17 protein-coding genes and 1 pseudogene are annotated in these 18136 nt (G+C 71.0%); 14 read left to right on the forward strand and 4 right to left on the reverse strand.

Annotated elements, in window-relative coordinates; genetic code table 11:
- Position 1 precedes the first annotated feature (1 nt).
- The gene (locus ACIBBD_RS27895; RefSeq protein WP_399422332.1) at positions 2 to 400 is read right to left on the reverse strand and encodes a gas vesicle structural protein GvpA; all 399 of its coding nucleotides are present in this window, start codon (positions 398 to 400) and stop codon (positions 2 to 4) included.
- A gap of 936 nt (positions 401 to 1336) precedes the next feature.
- Between ACIBBD_RS27895 and ACIBBD_RS27900 the strand changes: the two genes are divergently transcribed.
- The 14 genes from ACIBBD_RS27900 to ACIBBD_RS27965 all read left to right on the forward strand — a co-directional run bounded on the left by ACIBBD_RS27900 (position 1337) and on the right by ACIBBD_RS27965 (position 16008).
- On the forward strand, positions 1337 to 2380 hold the full coding sequence (locus tag ACIBBD_RS27900; protein WP_399422333.1) for a lytic transglycosylase domain-containing protein: 1044 nt from the start codon (positions 1337 to 1339) through the stop codon (positions 2378 to 2380).
- A 92-nt stretch (positions 2381 to 2472) separates the two neighbouring features.
- The gene (locus ACIBBD_RS27905) at positions 2473 to 3543 is read left to right on the forward strand and encodes a sigma-70 family RNA polymerase sigma factor (RefSeq protein WP_399422334.1); all 1071 of its coding nucleotides are present in this window, start codon (positions 2473 to 2475) and stop codon (positions 3541 to 3543) included.
- Positions 3544 to 3644: 101 nt separating this feature from the next.
- Entirely contained in the window at positions 3645 to 4601 is a 957-nt protein-coding gene (locus ACIBBD_RS27910; RefSeq protein ID WP_399422335.1) for an ABC transporter ATP-binding protein, read from the forward strand.
- Entirely contained in the window at positions 4598 to 5368 is a 771-nt protein-coding gene (locus ACIBBD_RS27915; RefSeq protein ID WP_399422336.1) for an MlaE family ABC transporter permease, read from the forward strand. Before ACIBBD_RS27910 ends, ACIBBD_RS27915 begins: the two co-directional genes overlap by 4 nt.
- A 3-nt stretch (positions 5369 to 5371) precedes the next feature.
- Entirely contained in the window at positions 5372 to 6187 is an 816-nt protein-coding gene (locus ACIBBD_RS27920) for an MlaE family ABC transporter permease (RefSeq protein WP_399422337.1), read from the forward strand.
- 5 nt (positions 6188 to 6192) lie between these two features.
- A complete protein-coding gene (locus tag ACIBBD_RS27925; protein WP_399422338.1) occupies positions 6193 to 7440 on the forward strand; it encodes an MCE family protein in 1248 nt (415 codons plus the stop codon).
- A complete protein-coding gene (locus tag ACIBBD_RS27930; protein ID WP_399422339.1) occupies positions 7437 to 8480 on the forward strand; it encodes an MCE family protein in 1044 nt (347 codons plus the stop codon). Before ACIBBD_RS27925 ends, ACIBBD_RS27930 begins: the two co-directional genes overlap by 4 nt.
- A complete protein-coding gene (locus ACIBBD_RS27935) occupies positions 8477 to 9514 on the forward strand; it encodes an MCE family protein (protein WP_399422340.1) in 1038 nt (345 codons plus the stop codon). Before ACIBBD_RS27930 ends, ACIBBD_RS27935 begins: the two co-directional genes overlap by 4 nt.
- On the forward strand, positions 9511 to 10650 hold the full coding sequence (locus ACIBBD_RS27940; protein ID WP_399422341.1) for an MCE family protein: 1140 nt from the start codon (positions 9511 to 9513) through the stop codon (positions 10648 to 10650). The genes ACIBBD_RS27935 and ACIBBD_RS27940 overlap by 4 nt, the downstream gene beginning before the upstream one ends.
- A complete protein-coding gene (locus tag ACIBBD_RS27945; RefSeq protein ID WP_399422342.1) occupies positions 10647 to 11942 on the forward strand; it encodes an MCE family protein in 1296 nt (431 codons plus the stop codon). The genes ACIBBD_RS27940 and ACIBBD_RS27945 overlap by 4 nt, the downstream gene beginning before the upstream one ends.
- Complete coding sequence (locus ACIBBD_RS27950) at positions 11939 to 13216, forward strand: MCE family protein (protein WP_399422343.1); 1278 nt, start codon at positions 11939 to 11941, stop codon at positions 13214 to 13216. Before ACIBBD_RS27945 ends, ACIBBD_RS27950 begins: the two co-directional genes overlap by 4 nt.
- Positions 13189 to 13797, forward strand: coding sequence for a hypothetical protein (locus ACIBBD_RS27955; protein WP_399422344.1), 609 nt, complete (start codon positions 13189 to 13191; stop codon positions 13795 to 13797). The genes ACIBBD_RS27950 and ACIBBD_RS27955 overlap by 28 nt, the downstream gene beginning before the upstream one ends.
- 44 nt (positions 13798 to 13841) lie before the next feature.
- Entirely contained in the window at positions 13842 to 14612 is a 771-nt protein-coding gene (locus ACIBBD_RS27960; RefSeq protein ID WP_399422345.1) for a hypothetical protein, read from the forward strand.
- 406 nt (positions 14613 to 15018) lie between these two features.
- Positions 15019 to 16008 (forward strand): aldo/keto reductase, encoded by a 990-nt coding sequence (locus ACIBBD_RS27965; protein WP_399422346.1) that lies wholly within the window; start codon positions 15019 to 15021, stop codon positions 16006 to 16008.
- 288 nt (positions 16009 to 16296) lie between these two features.
- Here the strand turns inward: ACIBBD_RS27965 and ACIBBD_RS27970 are convergent.
- The 3 genes and pseudogenes from ACIBBD_RS27970 to ACIBBD_RS27980 form a co-directional block, all read right to left on the reverse strand.
- Positions 16297 to 16452: pseudogene (locus ACIBBD_RS27970) on the reverse strand (SDR family NAD(P)-dependent oxidoreductase); the annotation flags it as partial.
- A gap of 76 nt (positions 16453 to 16528) precedes the next feature.
- A complete protein-coding gene (locus ACIBBD_RS27975; protein ID WP_399422347.1) occupies positions 16529 to 17215 on the reverse strand; it encodes a TetR/AcrR family transcriptional regulator in 687 nt (228 codons plus the stop codon).
- Between the two features lie 288 nt (positions 17216 to 17503).
- Positions 17504 to 18133 carry an HAD family hydrolase gene (locus ACIBBD_RS27980; RefSeq protein WP_399422348.1) on the reverse strand — a complete coding sequence of 210 codons (630 nt, stop codon included), beginning with the start codon at positions 18131 to 18133 and terminating at the stop codon, positions 17504 to 17506.
- Positions 18134 to 18136 lie beyond the last annotated feature (3 nt).

Here is an 18136-nt window from a genome sequence, read left to right on the forward strand (position 1 = left end):
CTCATTCCCCTCTCCCGCGCGCAGCCCGGTCGCCCTGACGTTCCCGGCCCTCGTCACGTCCCTGCCGGAAGGCGTCGGAGATCGTCTCCGCGGCCCCGGACAGTGCTCCCTTGGTCTTGCCGCGGGCGCCGGACTCCGTGAGCTGTCCCGTGAGCTCCGTAAGCCCGGCCGGCTTGCGCGGCCCCGCCTCCAGGTCGAGGCGGTTGCACGCCTCCGCGAAGCGCAGGTAGGTGTCCACGCTGGCGACCACGATCCGTATGTCGATCTTGAGTATCTCGATACCGACAAGGGAGACCCGTATGAACGCGTCGATCACCAGCCCGCGGTCGAGAATGAGTTCCAGAACGTCGTAGAGGCCGCTGGAGCCGCCCCCGCCGCCCTGCTGTGTCGCGACGGTCATCGCCAACAACCCCTTGTCATCTGTGTCTGCGCGGTCCCGTCGGCGCTCTCCCTCGCTGCGACGCGGGCTTGCAGGTGCGAGTAGCCCCCACCACCGGAGACCAAACGCATGGACGAGCTCGGCGAGCTGGAAACCGAGCAGCCACAACGCGACCGCTACGAAAGGCTTCGGCACTGACCTGTGGTCCAGGCTGATGGCCGCGTCCCGCCCTGCCGGGAACTAAGAGCTCCGGACAAAAGGGGAGTCCGATCAGCTCGCGGCGTCCGGTGCGTGCGATCGCAAGGCGCCGGAACGTCCTCGCAGCGGAGCTACCAGGGCCTTTCGGTAACGCGGCGAGCGTGCGTGCCGGGCGTCGCGAGCCGGGCGCCCCTTTTGTTCGGAGCTCTAAGGGCTACCGACGGCTGCAGTCGTCGACGGGCATGAGGACCGGGGATGCGAGGACGGAACGGTGCCGTCCGCCTGGCCTCGCAGCCGACGGCCCGGTGGTGCGGGAGTGCTCCCGCACCACCATCTGGTCCGGCCCGAGGAGACGGTTCGCGGCCAGGGCCGCAAGGAAGAGATCGACACCGAAGGGGTGGACGACGAAGACCGGCGCGGCACCTGACACCGAGCCCTTTCGCATGACGTCCGCCGGCCCGTTCGGAACCTGCTCGAGCGGGCCGGCCGTGGGTGCCCTGCAGCCCCGTCTACCAGGCACACCCGGGACAAGCCGGCCAGGCCGCCGCCGCATCCCGCCAGGCCGCACCATGCGGCCAACCCCTACAACGAGTGGCTGTGACCGTACGTTCACGGATGCGGCAGCGACGGCGTTGCCGCAGCCGTTGGCGGTGGTGCTGAGCCAGTCGTCCGGATGGTCGGTTCGTCGCGACGGAACCCCCGCGTCTCCCCGTAGAGCAGAGCAGACGACCGATTTCATGCAGGGAGGGGACCGCAGACATGGCGACGCGGACAGTCAGACGGGGCAGGGGAACGGCGATCGCGGTGGCGGCCATGGCCGTGCTGACCGCCTCGCAGGCACCGGGGGCGGTGACCGCGCGGGCCGCGCAGCCCGCCCCGGAGGCGCCCGTCGAGCGCGGGCCGAGCGTGTCGGGCGACACTCCGTACCGCACGGAGCTCCCGCCGCTGCGGGCCCCGGAGCGCAAGGCCGGGAGGAGGACGGGCGGGGCGGGACCCGTCGCCGGGGCGCTGCCGGCGAGCGTGTTCGCCGCGTACCGCCGGGCCGAGGAGGTACTGGCGCGGACCGACCCGGGATGCGGTCTGCGCTGGCAGCTGCTGGCCGCGATCGGCCAGGTGGAGTCCGGGCAGGCGCGCGGCGGCCGGGTCGCGGCGGACGGCACGACGCTGACGCCGATCCTCGGCCCGCGGCTGGACGGCAACGGTTTCGCCGAAATCCGGGACACCGACGGTGGTGCCCACGACGGCGACACGGTGTACGACCGTGCGGTCGGCCCGATGCAGTTCATCCCGTCGACCTGGGCGGTCTGGGGCCAGGACGGCAACGGCGACGGCCGCGCCGACCCGAACAACGTTCACGACGCCGCGCTCGCGGCCGGGCGCTACCTGTGCGCGGGCGACCGGGACCTGTCCCTGCCCGGCGACCTGGATCGCGCGATCCTCGGCTACAACCAGTCCCTGGCCTACCTGCGGACGGTCCGGGCCTGGTACGCGTACTTCCTCGACGGCCACCGGGTCGTTCCCGACGCCGCCGCCTCCGCTGCCGAGCCGTCCCCGGCACCGTCCCGCACCGCGTCCGCCACGCCCTCGCCGAAACCGTCACCACGGTCGGAACGGCGTGGCGCCCCGCCCGCGCCGACGGCACCGGCCGCACCGTCCTCGCCCTCTCCCGGCCCGTCCCGAACGGCGATCGCGCCCGCCGAGCCGGAGGAGCCCGTGGCCCCTCTCCCCGGCGGCGTCGACCTGCCCCCGGACGACGCGCTGCCGCTGGTCGGGGGTGATGACGGACCGTTGCCGACTCGATAGCGGCGGCCCCCTCCACAACCGCGGATACTCGGCGGTAATGTCGCCACCCGCCGGGAAGCACCGGACCGGCGGGTGAGCGCGAAGGGGCCTTCATGGCGACGACGGACATGCCTGCGGAGATGGAGATACAGGCGGCCCACGACCGTTGGCAGCGTATGTGGTGCCATCGCGAGCACCTGCTCAAGGTGGCGCGCCGCAGGTCGGTGAGCCTGGAGGACGCCGAGGACGCGGTGCACGAGGCGATGCTGCGCGCCGCGGAGCGCCCGGACCTGGACGACGAGCGGCTGGCCGCCTGGCTGACCACGGTGACGATGCGGCTGTGCGTCGACCGCCACCGCCAGGTCAGCCGGGAGGCCGAGGTCCACCGCAGTCCCACGCTGGTGGAGCCGGGCCCGGTGCCGGTCGAGGAAGTGGTGTGCGACCGGGCCGAGGCCAAGTGGCTCGCCGTCCGCAGCGGGGAACTGCCGGCCCGCCAGGCGGAGGCGCTGCGGCTGAAGGCGGAGGACCTGGACGTCAACCAGGTCGCCGTCCGGATGGGCCTGAGCTACCGGACCGTCGAGTCGCTGCTGGCCCGCGCCCGGCGGACGCTGCGCAACTCGCTCGCCGGCACGCTGGGCCTCGCCCTGTTCCTGTCCGGGCGCGGCAGGCCGCGGGCGGGCGGCCACGCCCAGGCCGTGGCGGTGGCGTCGACGACGGCGACCCTGGTGGTGGCCGGGTTCGCCCTGCCGTACGTCCACGACTGGGACGGTCGGGGCACGGGGCCGCAGCCCTCCGTCTCGCCGGCCCCGGAGGCCTGGCAGTGGCCGTACAGCGAGGACCGTGTGCGGCCCTCGGACGGGCACGGGCGTCCGGCGGCCTCGTCGCCGGCGGCTGTGCGGGCGACGCCGACCCCCGGCGAGCGGCCCCTGTTGCCGCTGTCGGTGCCGTCCCTGCCGGAGGTCGAGCTGTCCCCGGCGCCGGAGCTGCCCGCTCCCGAGGTGCCGGACGTCGTACCGGAGGTGCCGGGCCTCCCCGTCGCCCCCCAGGCCCCGGACGCGATCGGCCTTCCGCGGACCGTGCCCGACATCCCCGCTCCGCCCGAGGTCACGCACACCCCCGAGGCCCCGGACGCTCCGGAAGCCCCCGCGTTGCCCTCCGCCCCGGTGAGCGCGCTGCTGCCGTAGTCCCTCCTGGAAAAAATCCGGATCCGTCGCGACGGACGCCCCGCCCCTCCCCGTAGAGCAGATGTCAAAGCTGCTCCACGGCCGGCTGAAGGGTGGACCGGATGGGTGTCGAGATCTGTGTGGAGGGACTGACCAAGTCCTTCGGCCACCAGGTCATCTGGCAGGACGTCTCGCTGACGCTGCCCGCCGGGGAGGTCTCCGTGCTGCTCGGCCCCTCGGGGACGGGCAAGTCCGTGTTCCTCAAGACGCTCGTCGGGCTGCTGAAGCCGGACCGGGGTTCGATCCGGGTCGCGGGCCAGGAGATCACCAAGCTGCGCGAGCACGACCTGTACGCGGTGCGCAAGCTCTTCGGCGTGCTGTTCCAGGACGGCGCGCTGTTCGGGTCCATGAACCTGTACGACAACATCGCCTTTCCGCTGCGCGAGCACACCCGCAAGCCCGAGAGCGAGATCCGGCGCATCGTGCTGGAGAAGATGGACATGGTCGGGCTGATCGGCGCGGAGGGGAAGCTGCCCGGCGAGATCTCCGGCGGGATGCGCAAACGGGCGGGGCTGGCGAGGGCGCTGGTGCTCGACCCGGAGATCATCCTCTTCGACGAGCCGGACTCGGGTCTCGATCCGGTGCGCGTCGCGTACCTCAACCAGCTGATCGTCGACCTGAACGCACAGATCGACGCGACCTTCCTGATCGTCACGCACGACATCGCCTCGGCGCGCCAGGTCCCGGACAACATCGGGCTGCTGTTCCGCCGCGAGCTGGTCGTGTTCGGGCCCCGCGAGAAGCTGCTGACCAGTGACGAGCCCGTGGTACGGCAGTTCCTGAACGGCCGGATGCAGGGGCCGATCGGCATGGCGGAGGAGAAGGACGCCGCCCAGGTCGAGCAGGAGCTGGCCCAGCTCGGCGAAGGCGAAGGCGGCGGCAAGGGCGGAGGAACTCCCGGCGGCCAGGCGCTGACTCCCCGCCTGCTGCCGGGGCCCGGCATCACCCGGCCGCCCCGCTGGGAGGCGATCGCGAGACGGGAGACCGAACTGCACCGGAAGGAGGTGGCGGACGCGTGAGCCTGTCCTTGACAGGGGCGCTGCGGCAGTCCGGCAACCTGTTCGCGATGGCCCTGGACATCCTGCGGACCCTGCCCCGACGCCCCTTCCAGGTACGGGAGTTCATCCAGCAGGCCTGGTTCATCGCGTCCGTGACGATCCTGCCCACCGCTCTCGTCTCGATCCCCTTCGGCGCGGTGATCGCGCTCCAGATCGGCAGCCTGACCCGGCAACTCGGGGCGCAGTCGTTCTCCGGTGCCGCCTCGGTGCTGGCGGTCCTGCGCGAGGCTTCGCCGATCGTCACCGCGCTGCTCATCGCCGGTGCGGGCGGCACCGCGATCTGCGCGGACCTCGGGGCGCGGAAGATCCGCGAGGAGATCGACGCGATGCAGGTGCTCGGCATCGACCCGATCCACCGGCTGGTGGTGCCGCGCGTGCTGGCGTCGATGGTGGTCGCGGTGCTGCTCAACGGCCTGGTGTCGGTGGTCGGTGTCGCGGGCGGCTACTTCTTCAACGTCGTCCTCCAGGACGGCACGCCCGGCGCCTACCTCGCCTCCTTCACCACGCTCGCCCAGCTGTCCGATCTGTGGGCGGCCGAGGTCAAGGCGCTGGTGTTCGGGGCCATCGCCGCGATCGTCGCCTCGTACAAGGGATTGACCGCGAAGGGCGGCCCGAAGGGCGTCGGCGACGCCGTCAACCAGTCCGTGGTGATCACTTTCATGCTGCTGTTCGTGACGAACTTCGTGATGACCGCGGTGTACTTCCAGGTCGTCCCGCAGAGGGGTTAGCACATGAGCCTTCTCCAACGCCCCCTGCGCTCCCTGGAGGAGCTGGGGGCCCAACTCTCCTTCTACGGCCGCTCGCTGGCCTGGACCGGGCGCACCCTGCGCCGCTACAAGAAGGAGATCCTGCGGCTGCTGGCCGAGGTGAGCTTCGGCCGGGGCGCGCTCGCCGTGGTCGGCGGCACGGTCGGCGTGATCGCCTTCCTGTCGTTCTTCACCGGCACCGAGGTCGGCCTCCAGGGCTACGCCGCCCTCAACCAGCTCGGCACGTCCAACTTCGTGGCGTTCCTGTCGGCGTACTTCAACACCCGCGAGATCGCCCCGCTGGTGGCCGGGCTCGCGCTGTCCGCGACCGTCGGCGCCGGGTTCACCGCGCAGCTCGGCGCGATGCGGATCAGCGAGGAGACGGACGCCCTGGAGGTGATGGGCGTGCCGTCGCTGCCGTTCCTGGTGACCACGCGCATGATCGCCGGCTTCGTCGCGGTGATCCCGCTGTACGTCGTCGGGCTGCTGTCCTCGTACCTCGCCGCCCGGACCATCACCACCGGCTACTACGGGCAGTCGACCGGCACGTACGACCACTACTTCCACCAGTACCTGCCGCCCGTCGACGTGTTCTGGTCGTTCGGCAAGGTGATCGTCTTCGCCGTGCTGATCATCCTGGTGCACTGCTACTACGGCTACTACGCGAGCGGCGGTCCGTCGGGCGTCGGCGTCGCGGTGGGCCGCGCGGTGCGCACCTCCATCGTCGCCGTCAACGTCGTGGACTTCTTCCTGTCCCTGGCGATCTGGGGCGCCAACACGACCGTACGGATCGCGGGGTGACGCCGATGAGAGTGCTGAGGCTGCGGCTGTACGGAGTCGCCTTCATCGCGGTGCTCGCGCTGCTGCTGTCGCTGGCGGTGGCCGTCTACCAGCAGGCGTTCACGCCCGTCGTGCGGATCACGCTGGAGGCCGACAGCCTCGGCAACCAGCTCGACCGGCGCGCGGACGTCAAGCTGCGCGGACTGCTCGTCGGGGAGGTGCGCGCGGTGCGCGCGGACGGCGGGAAGGCGACGCTCGACATCGCGCTCAAGCCGGAGCACGTGCGGTTCATCCCGGCGGACGTGCACGCGCGACTGCTGCCGAAGACGCTGTTCGGCGAGAAGTACGTCGACCTGGTCGTGCCGCGCGGTTCGTCCGGCCGGGCCATCCGCGCGGGCGACGTCATCACCCAGGACCGCACGCGTGTCGGCATGGAGCTCCAGCAGCTGATGAACGACCTGCTGCCGCTGCTGAGGGCCGTGAAACCCGGCGAGCTCAACGCCACCCTCTCGGCGTTCGCGGGCGCGCTCGAGGGACGCGGCGACCGGATCGGCGACAACCTCGTCCGCGTGGAGGCCTATCTGCGGCGCCTCAACCCGCATCTTCCCTCGCTGAAGGAGGACATCTCGCGGTTCGCCGACGTCGCCGAGATGTACGGGGACGCGGCGCCCGACCTGATGGCGATCCTGCGCAACACCGTCACCACCAGCCGCACGATCGTCGAGAAGCGGGACCGGCTCGCCGCCGCGCTCACCTCGACCACCGGCGTCGCGGGCACCGCCGAGGACTTCCTGGACACCAACGGGGACCGGCTGATCACCCTCGGCCAGGTCTCCCGGCCCACGCTGGAGCTGTTCGCCCGCTACTCGCCCCAGTACCCGTGTCTGCTGGAGGGCCTGGTCCGGCAGGAGAAGGTGTCCGAGGAGGCGTTCCGGGGCGGGAAGATGCGGATCACCCTCGAAGTCGTCCGCCGGCGGCCCGCGTACGAACCGGGCGAGGAACCGCGCTACGGCGAGCGGTCCGGGCCCAACTGCCGGGGCCTGCCCCACCCGACGGTGCCCGCACCACCCACCAAGCTCGACGACGGTACGAAGTCAGGGAGGGCCGGCAGTGTGCTGCCCACAGGGGTCAACGTGTCCGCCACCGAGGCCGAGCAGCGGGCGGTCGGCTCGCTCGTGGCACCCGTCATGGGCGTACCGGTGGACGAGGTGCCACCCGTCGCGACGCTGCTGTTCGGGCCCCTGGCCCGTGGGACGGCGGTGAGCGTCGCATGAGCGTGAAGACGACGGCAGCGCGGCAGACCGCCGCGCCCCTGGTCAAGTTCAGCCTCTTCGCGGTGGTGACGATCCTGGCGACCACCCTGCTCGCCGCCACTATCGTCAACCTCGACTTCACCCCGGAGCACACGTATCGCGCGGTGTTCAGCGACGTCACGGGCCTGGAGGAGGGCGACGACATCCGGGTCGCCGGAGTCCGGGTCGGCGAGGTCGAGGACATCCGGATCAAGGACCGGACGCTGGCGGAGGTCGACTTCACGGTCAGCGCGGACCGGCCGCTGCTCACCAGCACCGGGGCGGTGGTCCGCTACCGGAGCCTGGTCGGGCAGCGGTACATCGCGCTGACGGAGGGCACCGGTGACGGCACCCGGCTGCCGCCCGGCGGGCGCATCCCGCTGTCGAGGACCCAGCCGGCGCTGGACCTCAACGTGCTGCTGAACGGCTTCAAACCGCTGTTCGCCGCACTCAGTCCGCAGGACGTCAACCAGCTCGCCACCGAGATCATCAAGACCCTCCAGGGCGAGGGCGGCACCGTGAACAGCCTGCTCGCGCACACGGCATCGCTCACCACGACGCTCGCCGGGCGCGACCAGCTGATCGGATCGGTGATCAACAACCTCAACGCCGTCCTGGAGACGCTCGACAAGCGCGGCGGCCGGTTCTCCAACCTGCTCAAGCAGCTGCGGCGGGTGATCTCCGGTCTGTCCGCCGACCGCAAACCCCTCGGTGAGTCACTGGTGAGCATCGGCGACCTGACGGAGGCCACCTCCGGGCTGCTCGGGGACGCCCGCCCACCGCTCAAGGACGACATCGCCGAGCTGACGGAGCTCACCGGAACGCTGAACGACAACGAGAAGACCGTGGAGGGCGTGCTGAAGCGGCTGCCGAACAAACTCAACGAGCTGACCGGGACGGCGTCCTACGGCTCGTGGTTCAACTTCTACCTCTGCGACTTCGACGGCCGGATCGTGCTGCCGAAGACGCGGGAGGTGCTCACTCCGGAGCTGCATGTGGGTCGGGCGAGGTGCGGCGGATGAAACTCCGAGTCCCCCGTCCGAAGCTGCGCCGTCCCAACCTGCGACGCCCGTACCTCAAGCCGTTCCGTGAACGCAATCCCGTGGTGGTCGGCGCCGCCGGGCTCACCGCGCTCGCGCTGCTGACCGTCGTCGCGTTCAACGCCGACAGCCTTCCGGTGATCGGCGGCGGTGACACCTACAGTGCCGCCTTCGCGGAGGCGGGCGGGCTCAAGCCGGGCGACGAGGTGCGCATCGCCGGGGTCAAGGTCGGCAAGGTCGAGGAGGTAGACCTGGACGGCGACCACGTCAAGGTGACCTTCCATATCGAGGGCGACCCGGAGTTCGGCACCTCGACCGGCGCGTCGATCCGGGTGAAGACGATCCTCGGGGCGAAGTACCTGGCCCTGCACCCCGAGGGGCCGGGCCGGCTCGCTCCCGGCAGCGAGATCCCGCTGAAGCGGACGGTCCCGGCGTACGACGTCGTGCAGGCGTTCAGCGACCTCACGACCACCACCGAGGAGGTCGACACCGAGCGGCTGGCCACGGCCCTGAACACGATCTCCACCACCTTCGAGGATTCCCCCGAAGAGGTGCGGGCCTCCATCAAGGGGCTGTCGGAGATCTCCAGGACGGTGGCCGAGCGGGATAAGGAACTGCGCGGGCTGCTCGACCACGCCAACGGAGTGACGGGGGTGCTGTCCGAGCGGACCGCGGACTTCACCGCGCTGGTCGGCGACGGCGAGAAGCTGTTCAAGGAGATCAGCAAGCGGCGCAAGGCCATCCACAAGCTGCTCACCACCTCGGCCGCGCTCGGCCTCCAGCTCTCCGGGCTCGTCGAGGACAACGACAAGGAGATCGGGCCCGCGCTCAAGGGCCTGAACCGCGTCGTCGAGATGCTGGAACGGAACCAGACGAGCCTGAACCGGAGCATCAAGCTGCTCGCGCCGTATGTGCGCGTGTTCACCAACACCCTCGGCAACGGCCGGTGGTTCGACAGCTACGTCCAGAACATGGTCGCCGCTCCGGTGGTGCCGGGAACGGGAGGCGACCGGTGAAGAAGCCCAGGATCACGAGGCGCCGGGCGGCGGTCGTCGTCGTCCTCGCCCTCGTCGCCGGCGCCGCGTTCGCGGTGTGGCCGCGGTCGGAGACCGTGCGGGTCACCGCGTACTTCCCGCGCACTGTCGGCATCTATCCCGGCTCCGACGTCCGGGTCCTCGGCGTCCGGATCGGCGAGGTCGCAAAGATCACGCCGGAGGGCGGGCGGGTGCGGGTGGTGCTGGAGTACGACGCGGACCGCAGGGTCCCGGCGGGCGCCCAGGCCGCCATCATCAACTCCTCGGTGGTCAGCGACCGCTATGTGCAGCTCCTGCCGGTGTACCGCAAGGGTCCGGTGCTGCGGGACGGCGCCGTCATCCCCGAGTCGCGCACGGCCGTACCCGTGGAACTGGACCGCGTCTTCGACCGCCTGCACACCACGTCGGAGGCGCTCGGCCCGAAGGGGGCCAACGAGGACGGCTCGCTGGCGCGGCTGCTCGGGGTGAGCGCGGACAACCTGGACGGCCAGGGCGAGGACCTCCACCAGACGGTCGAGGACCTGTCGCTGGCGGTCACCACGCTCTCCGACGGCCGGAGCGATCTGTTCGGCACCGTGCGGAACCTCCAGGTGTTCACCGCGGCGCTGGCGGCCGACGACAAGAGCGTGCGGTCGTTCAACACCACCCTCGCCAAGGTCGCCGGCCAGCTCGCCGAGGAACGCAAGGACCTGGCGGAGGCGCTGAAGCACCTGGGGACGGCGCTCGGCGACGTGTCCGGCTTCGTGAAGAAGAACAAGGAGTCACTGACCTCGAACGTGAAGGGGCTCAGCAAGGTCACCGAGGTGCTCGTCACCCAGCGGGCCGCGCTGGAGGAGCTGCTGGAGGTCGCCCCGACGGGCCTGTCGAACCTCCAGAACGCCGGCAACCCGTCCTCCGGCACCCTCGACACCCGCAACAACCCCGACCATCCGCAGGACCCGGCGGCGCTGCTGTGCTCCATCCTGCGCACGACCGGGGACGAGGGCGGCAAGAACCCCGACTGCCGGGAGCTGGAGAAGCTGTTCGACTCCCTGCCCGAGGTGCCGAAGGCCCCGGCCGTGCCGGGCACGGGCACGGTGGACCGGACGCTGGGCGGAATCCTGGAGGCCCACGCATGAGCGGGATCCCCACGACGAGAGCCGTCGCCTGGGCGGCGGCAGGCTCGTTGCTGCTGTCCGGCTGCCAGTTCAACGGCTGGTACGACGTGCCGCTGCCCGGGGGCGCCGCCGCGGACGGTGACGCCTACCGGGTCACCGTCGAGTTCCGCGACGTCCTGGACCTGGTGCCGCAGTCCGCGGTGAAGGTCAACAACGTCACCGTGGGCGCCGTCGAGAAGGTGGAGCTGGACGGCTGGCACGCCAAGGTGCGGGTGCGGGTCGCCGACTCCGTGAAGCTGCCCGGCAACGCGGTCGCCGAGCTGCGGCAGACGAGCGTGCTCGGCGAGAAGTACGTGGCGCTGACCGTCCCCGTGGGCACCGCGCCCGTCGGCCGGCTCCGTGACGGCGACCTCATCCCGCTGGCCCGCAGCGGCCGGAACCCGGAGATCGAGGAGGTGCTGTCCGCGCTGTCCGCGCTGCTCAACGGCGGTGGCGTGGCCCAGCTCAAGACGATCACCGTGGAGCTGAACAAGGCGCTGGCGGGCCGGGAGAACCGGGTCAAGGGGCTGCTGAAGGAGCTGAACACGTTCCTCGGCGGCCTGAACGGGCAGCGCAAGGAGATCGTCCGCGCCCTGGAGGGCATCGACCGGCTCGCCAAGCGGCTGGCGAAGGAGAAGAAGACCATCGCCGTGGCCGTCGACACCATGCCGCCCGCGCTGAAGGTCCTCGCCGACCAGCGACGGGATCTGACCAAGATGCTCACGGCCCTGTCCGACCTCGGCAAGACGGGCACGAAGGTCGTGAACGCGTCGCACGACGACACGGTCGCCAACCTCAGGGCGCTGCGGCCGATCCTCGCCCAGCTCAACAAGGCGGGTAACGACCTGCCGAACTCCCTGGAGCTGCTGACCACTTACCCGTTCCCCCGGAACGCCGTGGACGCCATCAAGGGTGACTACGTCAACCTGGCGGTGACCGCCGACCTCGATCTGCCGAGCATCTACGGCAACGTCGCCGACGAACCCGACGGGAGCGAGGACACCCCGAAGACACCCGGGCTCCCGGACACGCCGGAGCTGCCGGACCTCCCGGAGGTGCCCGGCGTACCGAAGCCCAGCCTGCCGGGCACCCCGGACCTGCCGGACACGCCCGTCGAGCCGTCGGCACCCTCCGGCGACGGCGGCGGCTTGCTGTGCCCGCCCGTGTGCACCGGCACGCAGGCCGCCTACGCGGACGGGCACGCCGCCGACGGCCTCCCGCCGGGCATCGACCTCGCGCTCGCGGAGCTCTTGCTGAAGGGGATACTGCCGTGATCACACGTACGGTCAAGGCGCAGCTGCTGGCCTTCGCCACCGTCACCGCGGTGGGGGTGTCGTACGTCGGCGCCGAGTACACGGGCCTGGTGGACGGGCTGCTCGGCCGCGGCTACACCGTGCGGGCCGACTTCGCCGACTCCGGGGGCATCTACACCGGCGCCGAGGTCACCTACCGCGGGGTGCCGGTGGGCCGGGTCGGCGCACTGCGGCTGAGCGGCGACGGCGGCGTCTCGGTGGCGCTGGAGATCGAGGACGGCTCGCCGGGCATCCCGGCGGACACCCTCGCCGTCGTGGCGAACCGTTCGGCGGTGGGCGAGCAGTACGTCGACCTGCAGCCCCGCCGGACGGACGGCCCGTATCTGCTGGAGGGCAGCACGATCCCGCGCGGCAGGACCCGGGTACCGTTGCCCGCCACGGACGTGGTGGTGAGCCTCGACCGGCTGGTGAAGTCGGTGGGCAAGGACGATCTGCGGGTCACCGTGGACGAGTTGGGCAAGGCGTTCGCCGGGACGGGGCCGCACCTCAGCCGGCTGGTGGACTCGGGCAACGCGCTCGTCGAGTCGGCGTCCGACGCGCTGCCGGAGACGATCGACCTCATCGAGGACTCGCGGACGGTCCTGAAGACGCAGGCCGACCAGGGTTCGGCGATCACGTCGTTCTCGCGCGATCTCGCCGCGCTCACCGCGCAGTTGAAGGCGAGCGACGGGGACCTGCGCGCACTGATCGGCAACGCGACGCCGGCCGCCCACGAGGTGAACTCGCTGCTGAAGTCGACCGGTCCCCGGCTGTCCGTCCTGCTGGCAAACCTGATCAGCGGTGGTCAGGTCACGCTGGCGCGGCTGCCCGGAGTGGAACAGGCCCTGGTCACCTTCCCGGTGGTGGTCTCCGACAGCTACACCGTCCTCCCCGGCGACGGCACCACCCACTTCGGGCTGGTGGTCAACGCCGACGACCCGCCGTCGTGCACACAGGGATACGGCACCCCGCGACGCGACCCGGCGGACACCAGCACCCGCCCGGCGAACACCGAGGCGCGCTGCACGGAGCCGCGCGGCAGCGACACCTCGGTGCGCGGCGCGCAGAACGCGCCCGGCGCCCGGTCCGGTCCGGGTGGCGCCGACCGGGCCGCGTACGTCTCGCCGTACGACCCGCAGACCGGTCTCGCCACGGGGCCGGACGGAAGATCCGTCGAGATCGGCTCGACGGGCGGCCAGCAGGCCGTGTTCGGAAAGGAGTCCTGGCAATGGCTGCTCGTCGGACCGATGGCGTGAACGGAAGCCTGTTCGCGGTGGTGCTGAGCTCGTCGGCACGGCTGGTACGGCCGCTGCGGCGGCTGCTGGCCGGGCGGGCGGACACCCGTGGCCGGGGCCTCGTGCGCGCCCGGTTCCTGCCGACGGGGCTGGTGGCGGCGACGGTGCTGACGACGGCCGCGGCCGTCTGGCTGAGCGTGCGGGTGTACGAGCAGCGCCAGACGGATCAGCGCCGCCAGGACATCCTCGCGGCGGCCCGTCAGTCGGCGCTGAACTTCACCTCGCTCGACTACCGGCACTACGACCGGGACAGCGGGAATGTGCTCAAGGGCGCCACGGGAGACTTCAAGGAGCAGTTCGCCGCGCAGACCGCGGAGCTGACCAAGCTGGTCGCGCAGAACAAGTCGGTGTCCGAGGGCCAGGTCCTGGAGGCGGGCATCGTCCGGGCCGACGAGCGTTCGGCCCGCGTGCAGGTGGTCGCCGACAGCAAGGTCACCAATGTCGCCGTGCCCGGGGGCGAGGCCCGCACGTACCGCCTGCAACTCGACCTCGTCCTGGAGAACGGCCGCTGGCTGACGTCCGACGTGGAGTTCGTCGGCTGACTCGCCACCCGCCCCCCGACATACGACCAGTAAGGAGAACGACCGTGGCGAACCTGACTTCAAAGCCCCGCGGCTCCGGCTCGCCCAGTCGGCGCACCCTGAGCGCGGCGGCCCGTGCGGCGGCCAAGCGTGCGGAGCGCGCCGAGCGGCTCCACGACGACGCGGCGAACGCGGCGGAGGGACCACGGCGGGCCGAGGACCAGATGTCCGGGCGCACCGTGCTCATCGAGCCGCCGGACGGCTGGGACGACCCGCCGGAGCCGCGACCGGACTGCGCCGAGGACGACGACGTGCTGCCGGCCCGCCCGGGGCGGGGGCGCAGGCTGCTGACGGCGTCCCTCGCGCTCCTCCTCCTGGCCGGCCTGGTCGCGGTGGCCGTGCTCGGGTGGCAGTACCGCGAGGGGCGGGCGACCGAGCAGGCCCGCCGACAGGCGCTCGCGGCGGCGCGTGAGGCGGCGCCCGTCGTGCTCTCGTACGACCACCGCCACCTGGACCGCGACTTCGCCCGGGCGCGCGCCCTGCTGACCGGGACGTTCCGTGACGAGTACGGCAGGACGACGAAGGCGGTGGTGGGGCCGACCGCCGAGAAGTACGACGGGGTGGTGAAGGCGACGGTGGTGGAGCCGCCCGGCGGTGGCGCCCCGGTGGCCTCGGTGGTGTCGGCCTCGCCGGACCGGGTCGTCGTGCTGCTCTTCGTCAACCAGGTCACCGAGAGCACTCAGGTCACGGGGTCCCGCGTGGATCTGAACCGGGTGCGGATGACGATGTCGCGTACCCCCGCCGGCTGGAAGGTGAGCGCCGTCGACGCCCTCTGACCTGCACCCCGGCGAGCCCCCGCGCGAGAAAGCGCGGGGGCTCTTCGCGGTCCCGGCTCTTGACAGCCGTCCCCGCCTCGCTACGAACGCCATCCACGCAACTACCCGGCCCTTCTCGGCCTCGCCGCAGCAGTGTGCGGCCCGGACGTGGCGGTGCCCGCGTCGGAGCTGCGCAACCAGCCGGTGGTCACGCGGAACGACACGTTCGAGTTGCCGGTCCGCCCGAACGGTTGACTTGCGCTGGAGTGCGCTCCAGGTCGTAGCGTCGCGGACAACGCGGCGTACGAAGCCGTGTCGCCTGTTGCCCCCCACGGGATGCCGGGCGGCGGAATCCGTCGCTAGATGGATAAGGGGCTTCGTGCCGTCCGAACGACGAACGAGTGCACACGAAAGGCTGGGACACAGCATGCACGAGCGCAGTCTGCGGGACCTCCGGGTATCGGCCATCGGCCTGGGGTGCATGGGCATGTCCGCCTTCTACGGATCCGCCGATCAGGAAGAGGGGATCGCGACCATCCGGCGCGCCCTCGACCTCGGGGTGAACTTCCTCGACACCGCACAGATGTACGGGCCGCTCACCAACGAGTCGCTCGTCGGCGAGGCGATCCGGGGGCATCGCGACGAGTACGTGATCGCGACGAAGTTCAACTACCGGATGGACGAAGCGGTACCCGGCGACATGAGCACGGTCGGCCCGCAGGACGGCTCGGCCGAGCACGTCCGGAGCTCGGTCCACGGCTCCCTGAGGCGTCTGGGAACCGACCACATCGACCTGTACTACCAGCACCGGGTCGACCCGAACGTGCCCATCGAGGAGACGGTCGGCGCGTTGGGCGAGCTGGTCGCCGAGGGCAAGGTGCGATACATCGGGCTGAGCGAGGCGAGCGCGGAGACCATCCGGCGCGCTCACGCCGTGCACCCGGTCACCGCGGTGCAGAGCGAGTACTCGCTGTGGTCGCGGGACGTGGAGGCCGAGGTGCTGCCCGCCTGCCGGGAGCTGGGCATCGGCTTCGTGCCGTACTCGCCGCTCGGCCGCGGCTTCCTCGCCGGGCGGTTCACCTCGCCGGACGAGCTGGATGCGAACGACTGGCGCCGCGAGAACCCGCGTTTCCAGGACGCCAACCTGGAGGCGAACCTGCGGCTGGCGGCAAAGGTGAAGGAGATCGCCGCCGAGGAGGACGTGACCCCGGCCCAGCTGGCCCTCGCCTGGGTGCTGGCCCAGGGCGAGGACCTGGTGCCGATCCCGGGCACCAAGCGCCGCACCTACCTGGAGGAGAACGCCGCCGCGGTCGACATCGCGCTCACCGAGGACAACCTGGCCCGCATCGAAGCGGAACTGCCCGAGGCGGCGGGTGAGCGGTATGACGAAGCAGGGATGCGAGCCGTCAATCGCTAGTGCCGTGCGCCGACGCCGGCAGAGACCCAGCGGTGGGCGCCGCAGCACCCAGCTCCGGCCGGCCTGGTCCCGTACCAGGTAGGTGAGATTCGACTGCCCGAGCCCGATCCGGTCGAAGACAGACGGTCCGGCGAGATCGACGCCGAGGGACTCGAACCAGCGGCTCACCGCCCCTGTGTCGATGCCGACGATGTCCGACGCGGTATTGACGACGGCGCCGCCGTGCTCGCCCATCCAGGCTCGTGTGGCCGGCCCCGGCCACAGGACGGGCGCCCACAAGGCGTCCGCCGCCTCCTGGGACCGGGCGGTGAGGACGACGTTTGCGCCGGCGGCGGTGGTGGCCTGGGCGATCGCCGGTCCGATACCCCGCGAGGCGCCGGTGACGACGGCGGTGCGACCGATGAGATCGAGTATCAAGCTCAATCGTTGGGTGTGCGTCACCACACGGAGAAGGCGCAAGTGATCGCCGCATCCGCGGAGAAGAGGTGGGAAGGGCGAGAGGAGAAGGGGGAAGGCCGGATCAGCGGTGGCCGGGGAACCGCAGGGCGTTCGCCCACAGCCGGGTGACTGTGGACACGAGCTCCTCGAAGTCCACCGGCGGGTCTTCTTCTTGCTGCTCGTTGAGCACGAAGGAGTTGTAGGCCATGACGCTGACCATGCCCGACAGCGCGCGGGAGGCCGTCATCGGATCGACCTCATGGTCTGCGACACCTCGCGCCTGCAAATCGGCGATACCGCGGGCGTTGCGGCGGATGAACGCGTCGGCGCGCCGCCTTCGGAACTCACGGAACACCGGCTCCACTTGCGCGACCTGCTCGAGCAGGCCCATCAGCTTCGCGTTCCGTCTGTATGCCTCGAGATATGCGCGATTGCTCGCCTCGAGTACCGCATAGGGATCGTCGGAACCCTGCACCCGGCCCATGCCGGGGTGCATCATGTCCTCCTGCGCCTCCAAGAGGACGGCGGCAAGCACCTCTTCCTTGTTGGCGAAGTAGGTGTAGAAGGATCCCGCCGCGCATCCGGCCTCTTTGGTGATGTCGGTCAGGCGGGTGTCAAGGTAGCCGTCCCGCTCGAACACCTTCCGTGCGGCCTTCACCAGCGCGCCTCGTGTCCGCGCTCCGCGCTTCGTCGTCGGCGGCTCGCGAAGGTGCGAGAGGGGGGCCATCGGCGGTGCCTTCTCGCTGTCCTCAGACGCGGTGGTATCCATTTCGGACAGTGTACTTGAATCCGAGACCACATTCATAAGTGCGCGCGGTGCACGGGCTCGTGCGGCTGTGGCGCACACCGTTACAAGCACTGAGGCCGGTTCTTCGCCTCGGCGCACTCACCGACGAGGCGCTCGACGACCGCTGCGCGGGAAGTACCGCTGTCGGGAGTTCGCAGCCGCGTGGCGGCGGACCGGGTCGAGAACACTGGCCATGAGCGGTTTCGGGGACATGAGCAGGTGATGCGGTGGGGGTCGCACATGACCGGTCTCCTGCAGCTGGTCGATCGGTCAGGCGGAGATCCCGAAGCGTTCGGCGAGTTGGCGGCGGGTGTCGGCGGCGCCGGTGTGCAGTACGCCCCCTATTCCGATCCGTGCCGCTCCGTCGAGGTTCTGCTGCAGATCGTCGATCATGACTGCTTCTTCGGGGTCGATGCCGAGACGCTCACATGCGATCGCGTAGATCCGTCGGGAGGGCTTGCGGATCCCGACCTCGGCGGAGATGACGACCACATCGGCCACGGCGGCGAGGTCGACGCCGTCGTAGGTTCCGGTACCGAACGAATTGGACACGAGCGCAACGGGGTGGCCGACGGCTCGAAGATCACCGAGCAGCGCGAGCATGTTCCGGTCGATCGACATTCCCGCTTGCATCCGGGCCGTGAGCCCCTCGGCCGACACATCCGCGCCGTGGACGCGGAGACGTTCGGCGAAGCCTCGCTCGAAGGTCTCGGCATCGATACGGCCGCACTCGTGGTCGGCCAGGAGGGTGCGTGACGGCTGGTCCCGGCCGAGGAGGTCCAGCGGCAGGCGCGGGTCGCCGCCGAGCGAGGCGCCGAAGTCGGTGAAGGCCCGCAACACACTCGAGGTGATGACCCCGCCGAAGTCCACCAGTACCGCGTTCCGGGCCTCCTCCGTCACGCT

The sequence above is a fragment of the Streptomyces sp. NPDC051315 genome (genome assembly GCF_044455165.1).
Lineage (GTDB): Bacteria > Actinomycetota > Actinomycetes > Streptomycetales > Streptomycetaceae > Streptomyces.

Coding starts and splice junctions, on each gene's coding strand:
- ACIBBD_RS27955 (WP_399422344.1), top strand. CDS start 13,189: ATGGCTGCTCGTCGGACCGATGGCGTGAACGGAAGCCTGTTCGCGGTG.
- ACIBBD_RS27930 (WP_399422339.1), top strand. CDS start 7,437: ATGAGCGTGAAGACGACGGCAGCGCGGCAGACCGCCGCGCCCCTGGTC.
- ACIBBD_RS27900 (WP_399422333.1), top strand. CDS start 1,337: ATGGCGACGCGGACAGTCAGACGGGGCAGGGGAACGGCGATCGCGGTG.
- ACIBBD_RS27975 (WP_399422347.1), bottom strand. CDS start 17,215: ATGGATACCACCGCGTCTGAGGACAGCGAGAAGGCACCGCCGATGGCC.
- ACIBBD_RS27905 (WP_399422334.1), top strand. CDS start 2,473: ATGGCGACGACGGACATGCCTGCGGAGATGGAGATACAGGCGGCCCAC.
- ACIBBD_RS27920 (WP_399422337.1), top strand. CDS start 5,372: ATGAGCCTTCTCCAACGCCCCCTGCGCTCCCTGGAGGAGCTGGGGGCC.
- ACIBBD_RS27910 (WP_399422335.1), top strand. CDS start 3,645: ATGGGTGTCGAGATCTGTGTGGAGGGACTGACCAAGTCCTTCGGCCAC.
- ACIBBD_RS27895 (WP_399422332.1), bottom strand. CDS start 400: ATGACCGTCGCGACACAGCAGGGCGGCGGGGGCGGCTCCAGCGGCCTC.
- ACIBBD_RS27945 (WP_399422342.1), top strand. CDS start 10,647: ATGAGCGGGATCCCCACGACGAGAGCCGTCGCCTGGGCGGCGGCAGGC.
- ACIBBD_RS27925 (WP_399422338.1), top strand. CDS start 6,193: ATGAGAGTGCTGAGGCTGCGGCTGTACGGAGTCGCCTTCATCGCGGTG.
- ACIBBD_RS27965 (WP_399422346.1), top strand. CDS start 15,019: ATGCACGAGCGCAGTCTGCGGGACCTCCGGGTATCGGCCATCGGCCTG.
- ACIBBD_RS27935 (WP_399422340.1), top strand. CDS start 8,477: ATGAAACTCCGAGTCCCCCGTCCGAAGCTGCGCCGTCCCAACCTGCGA.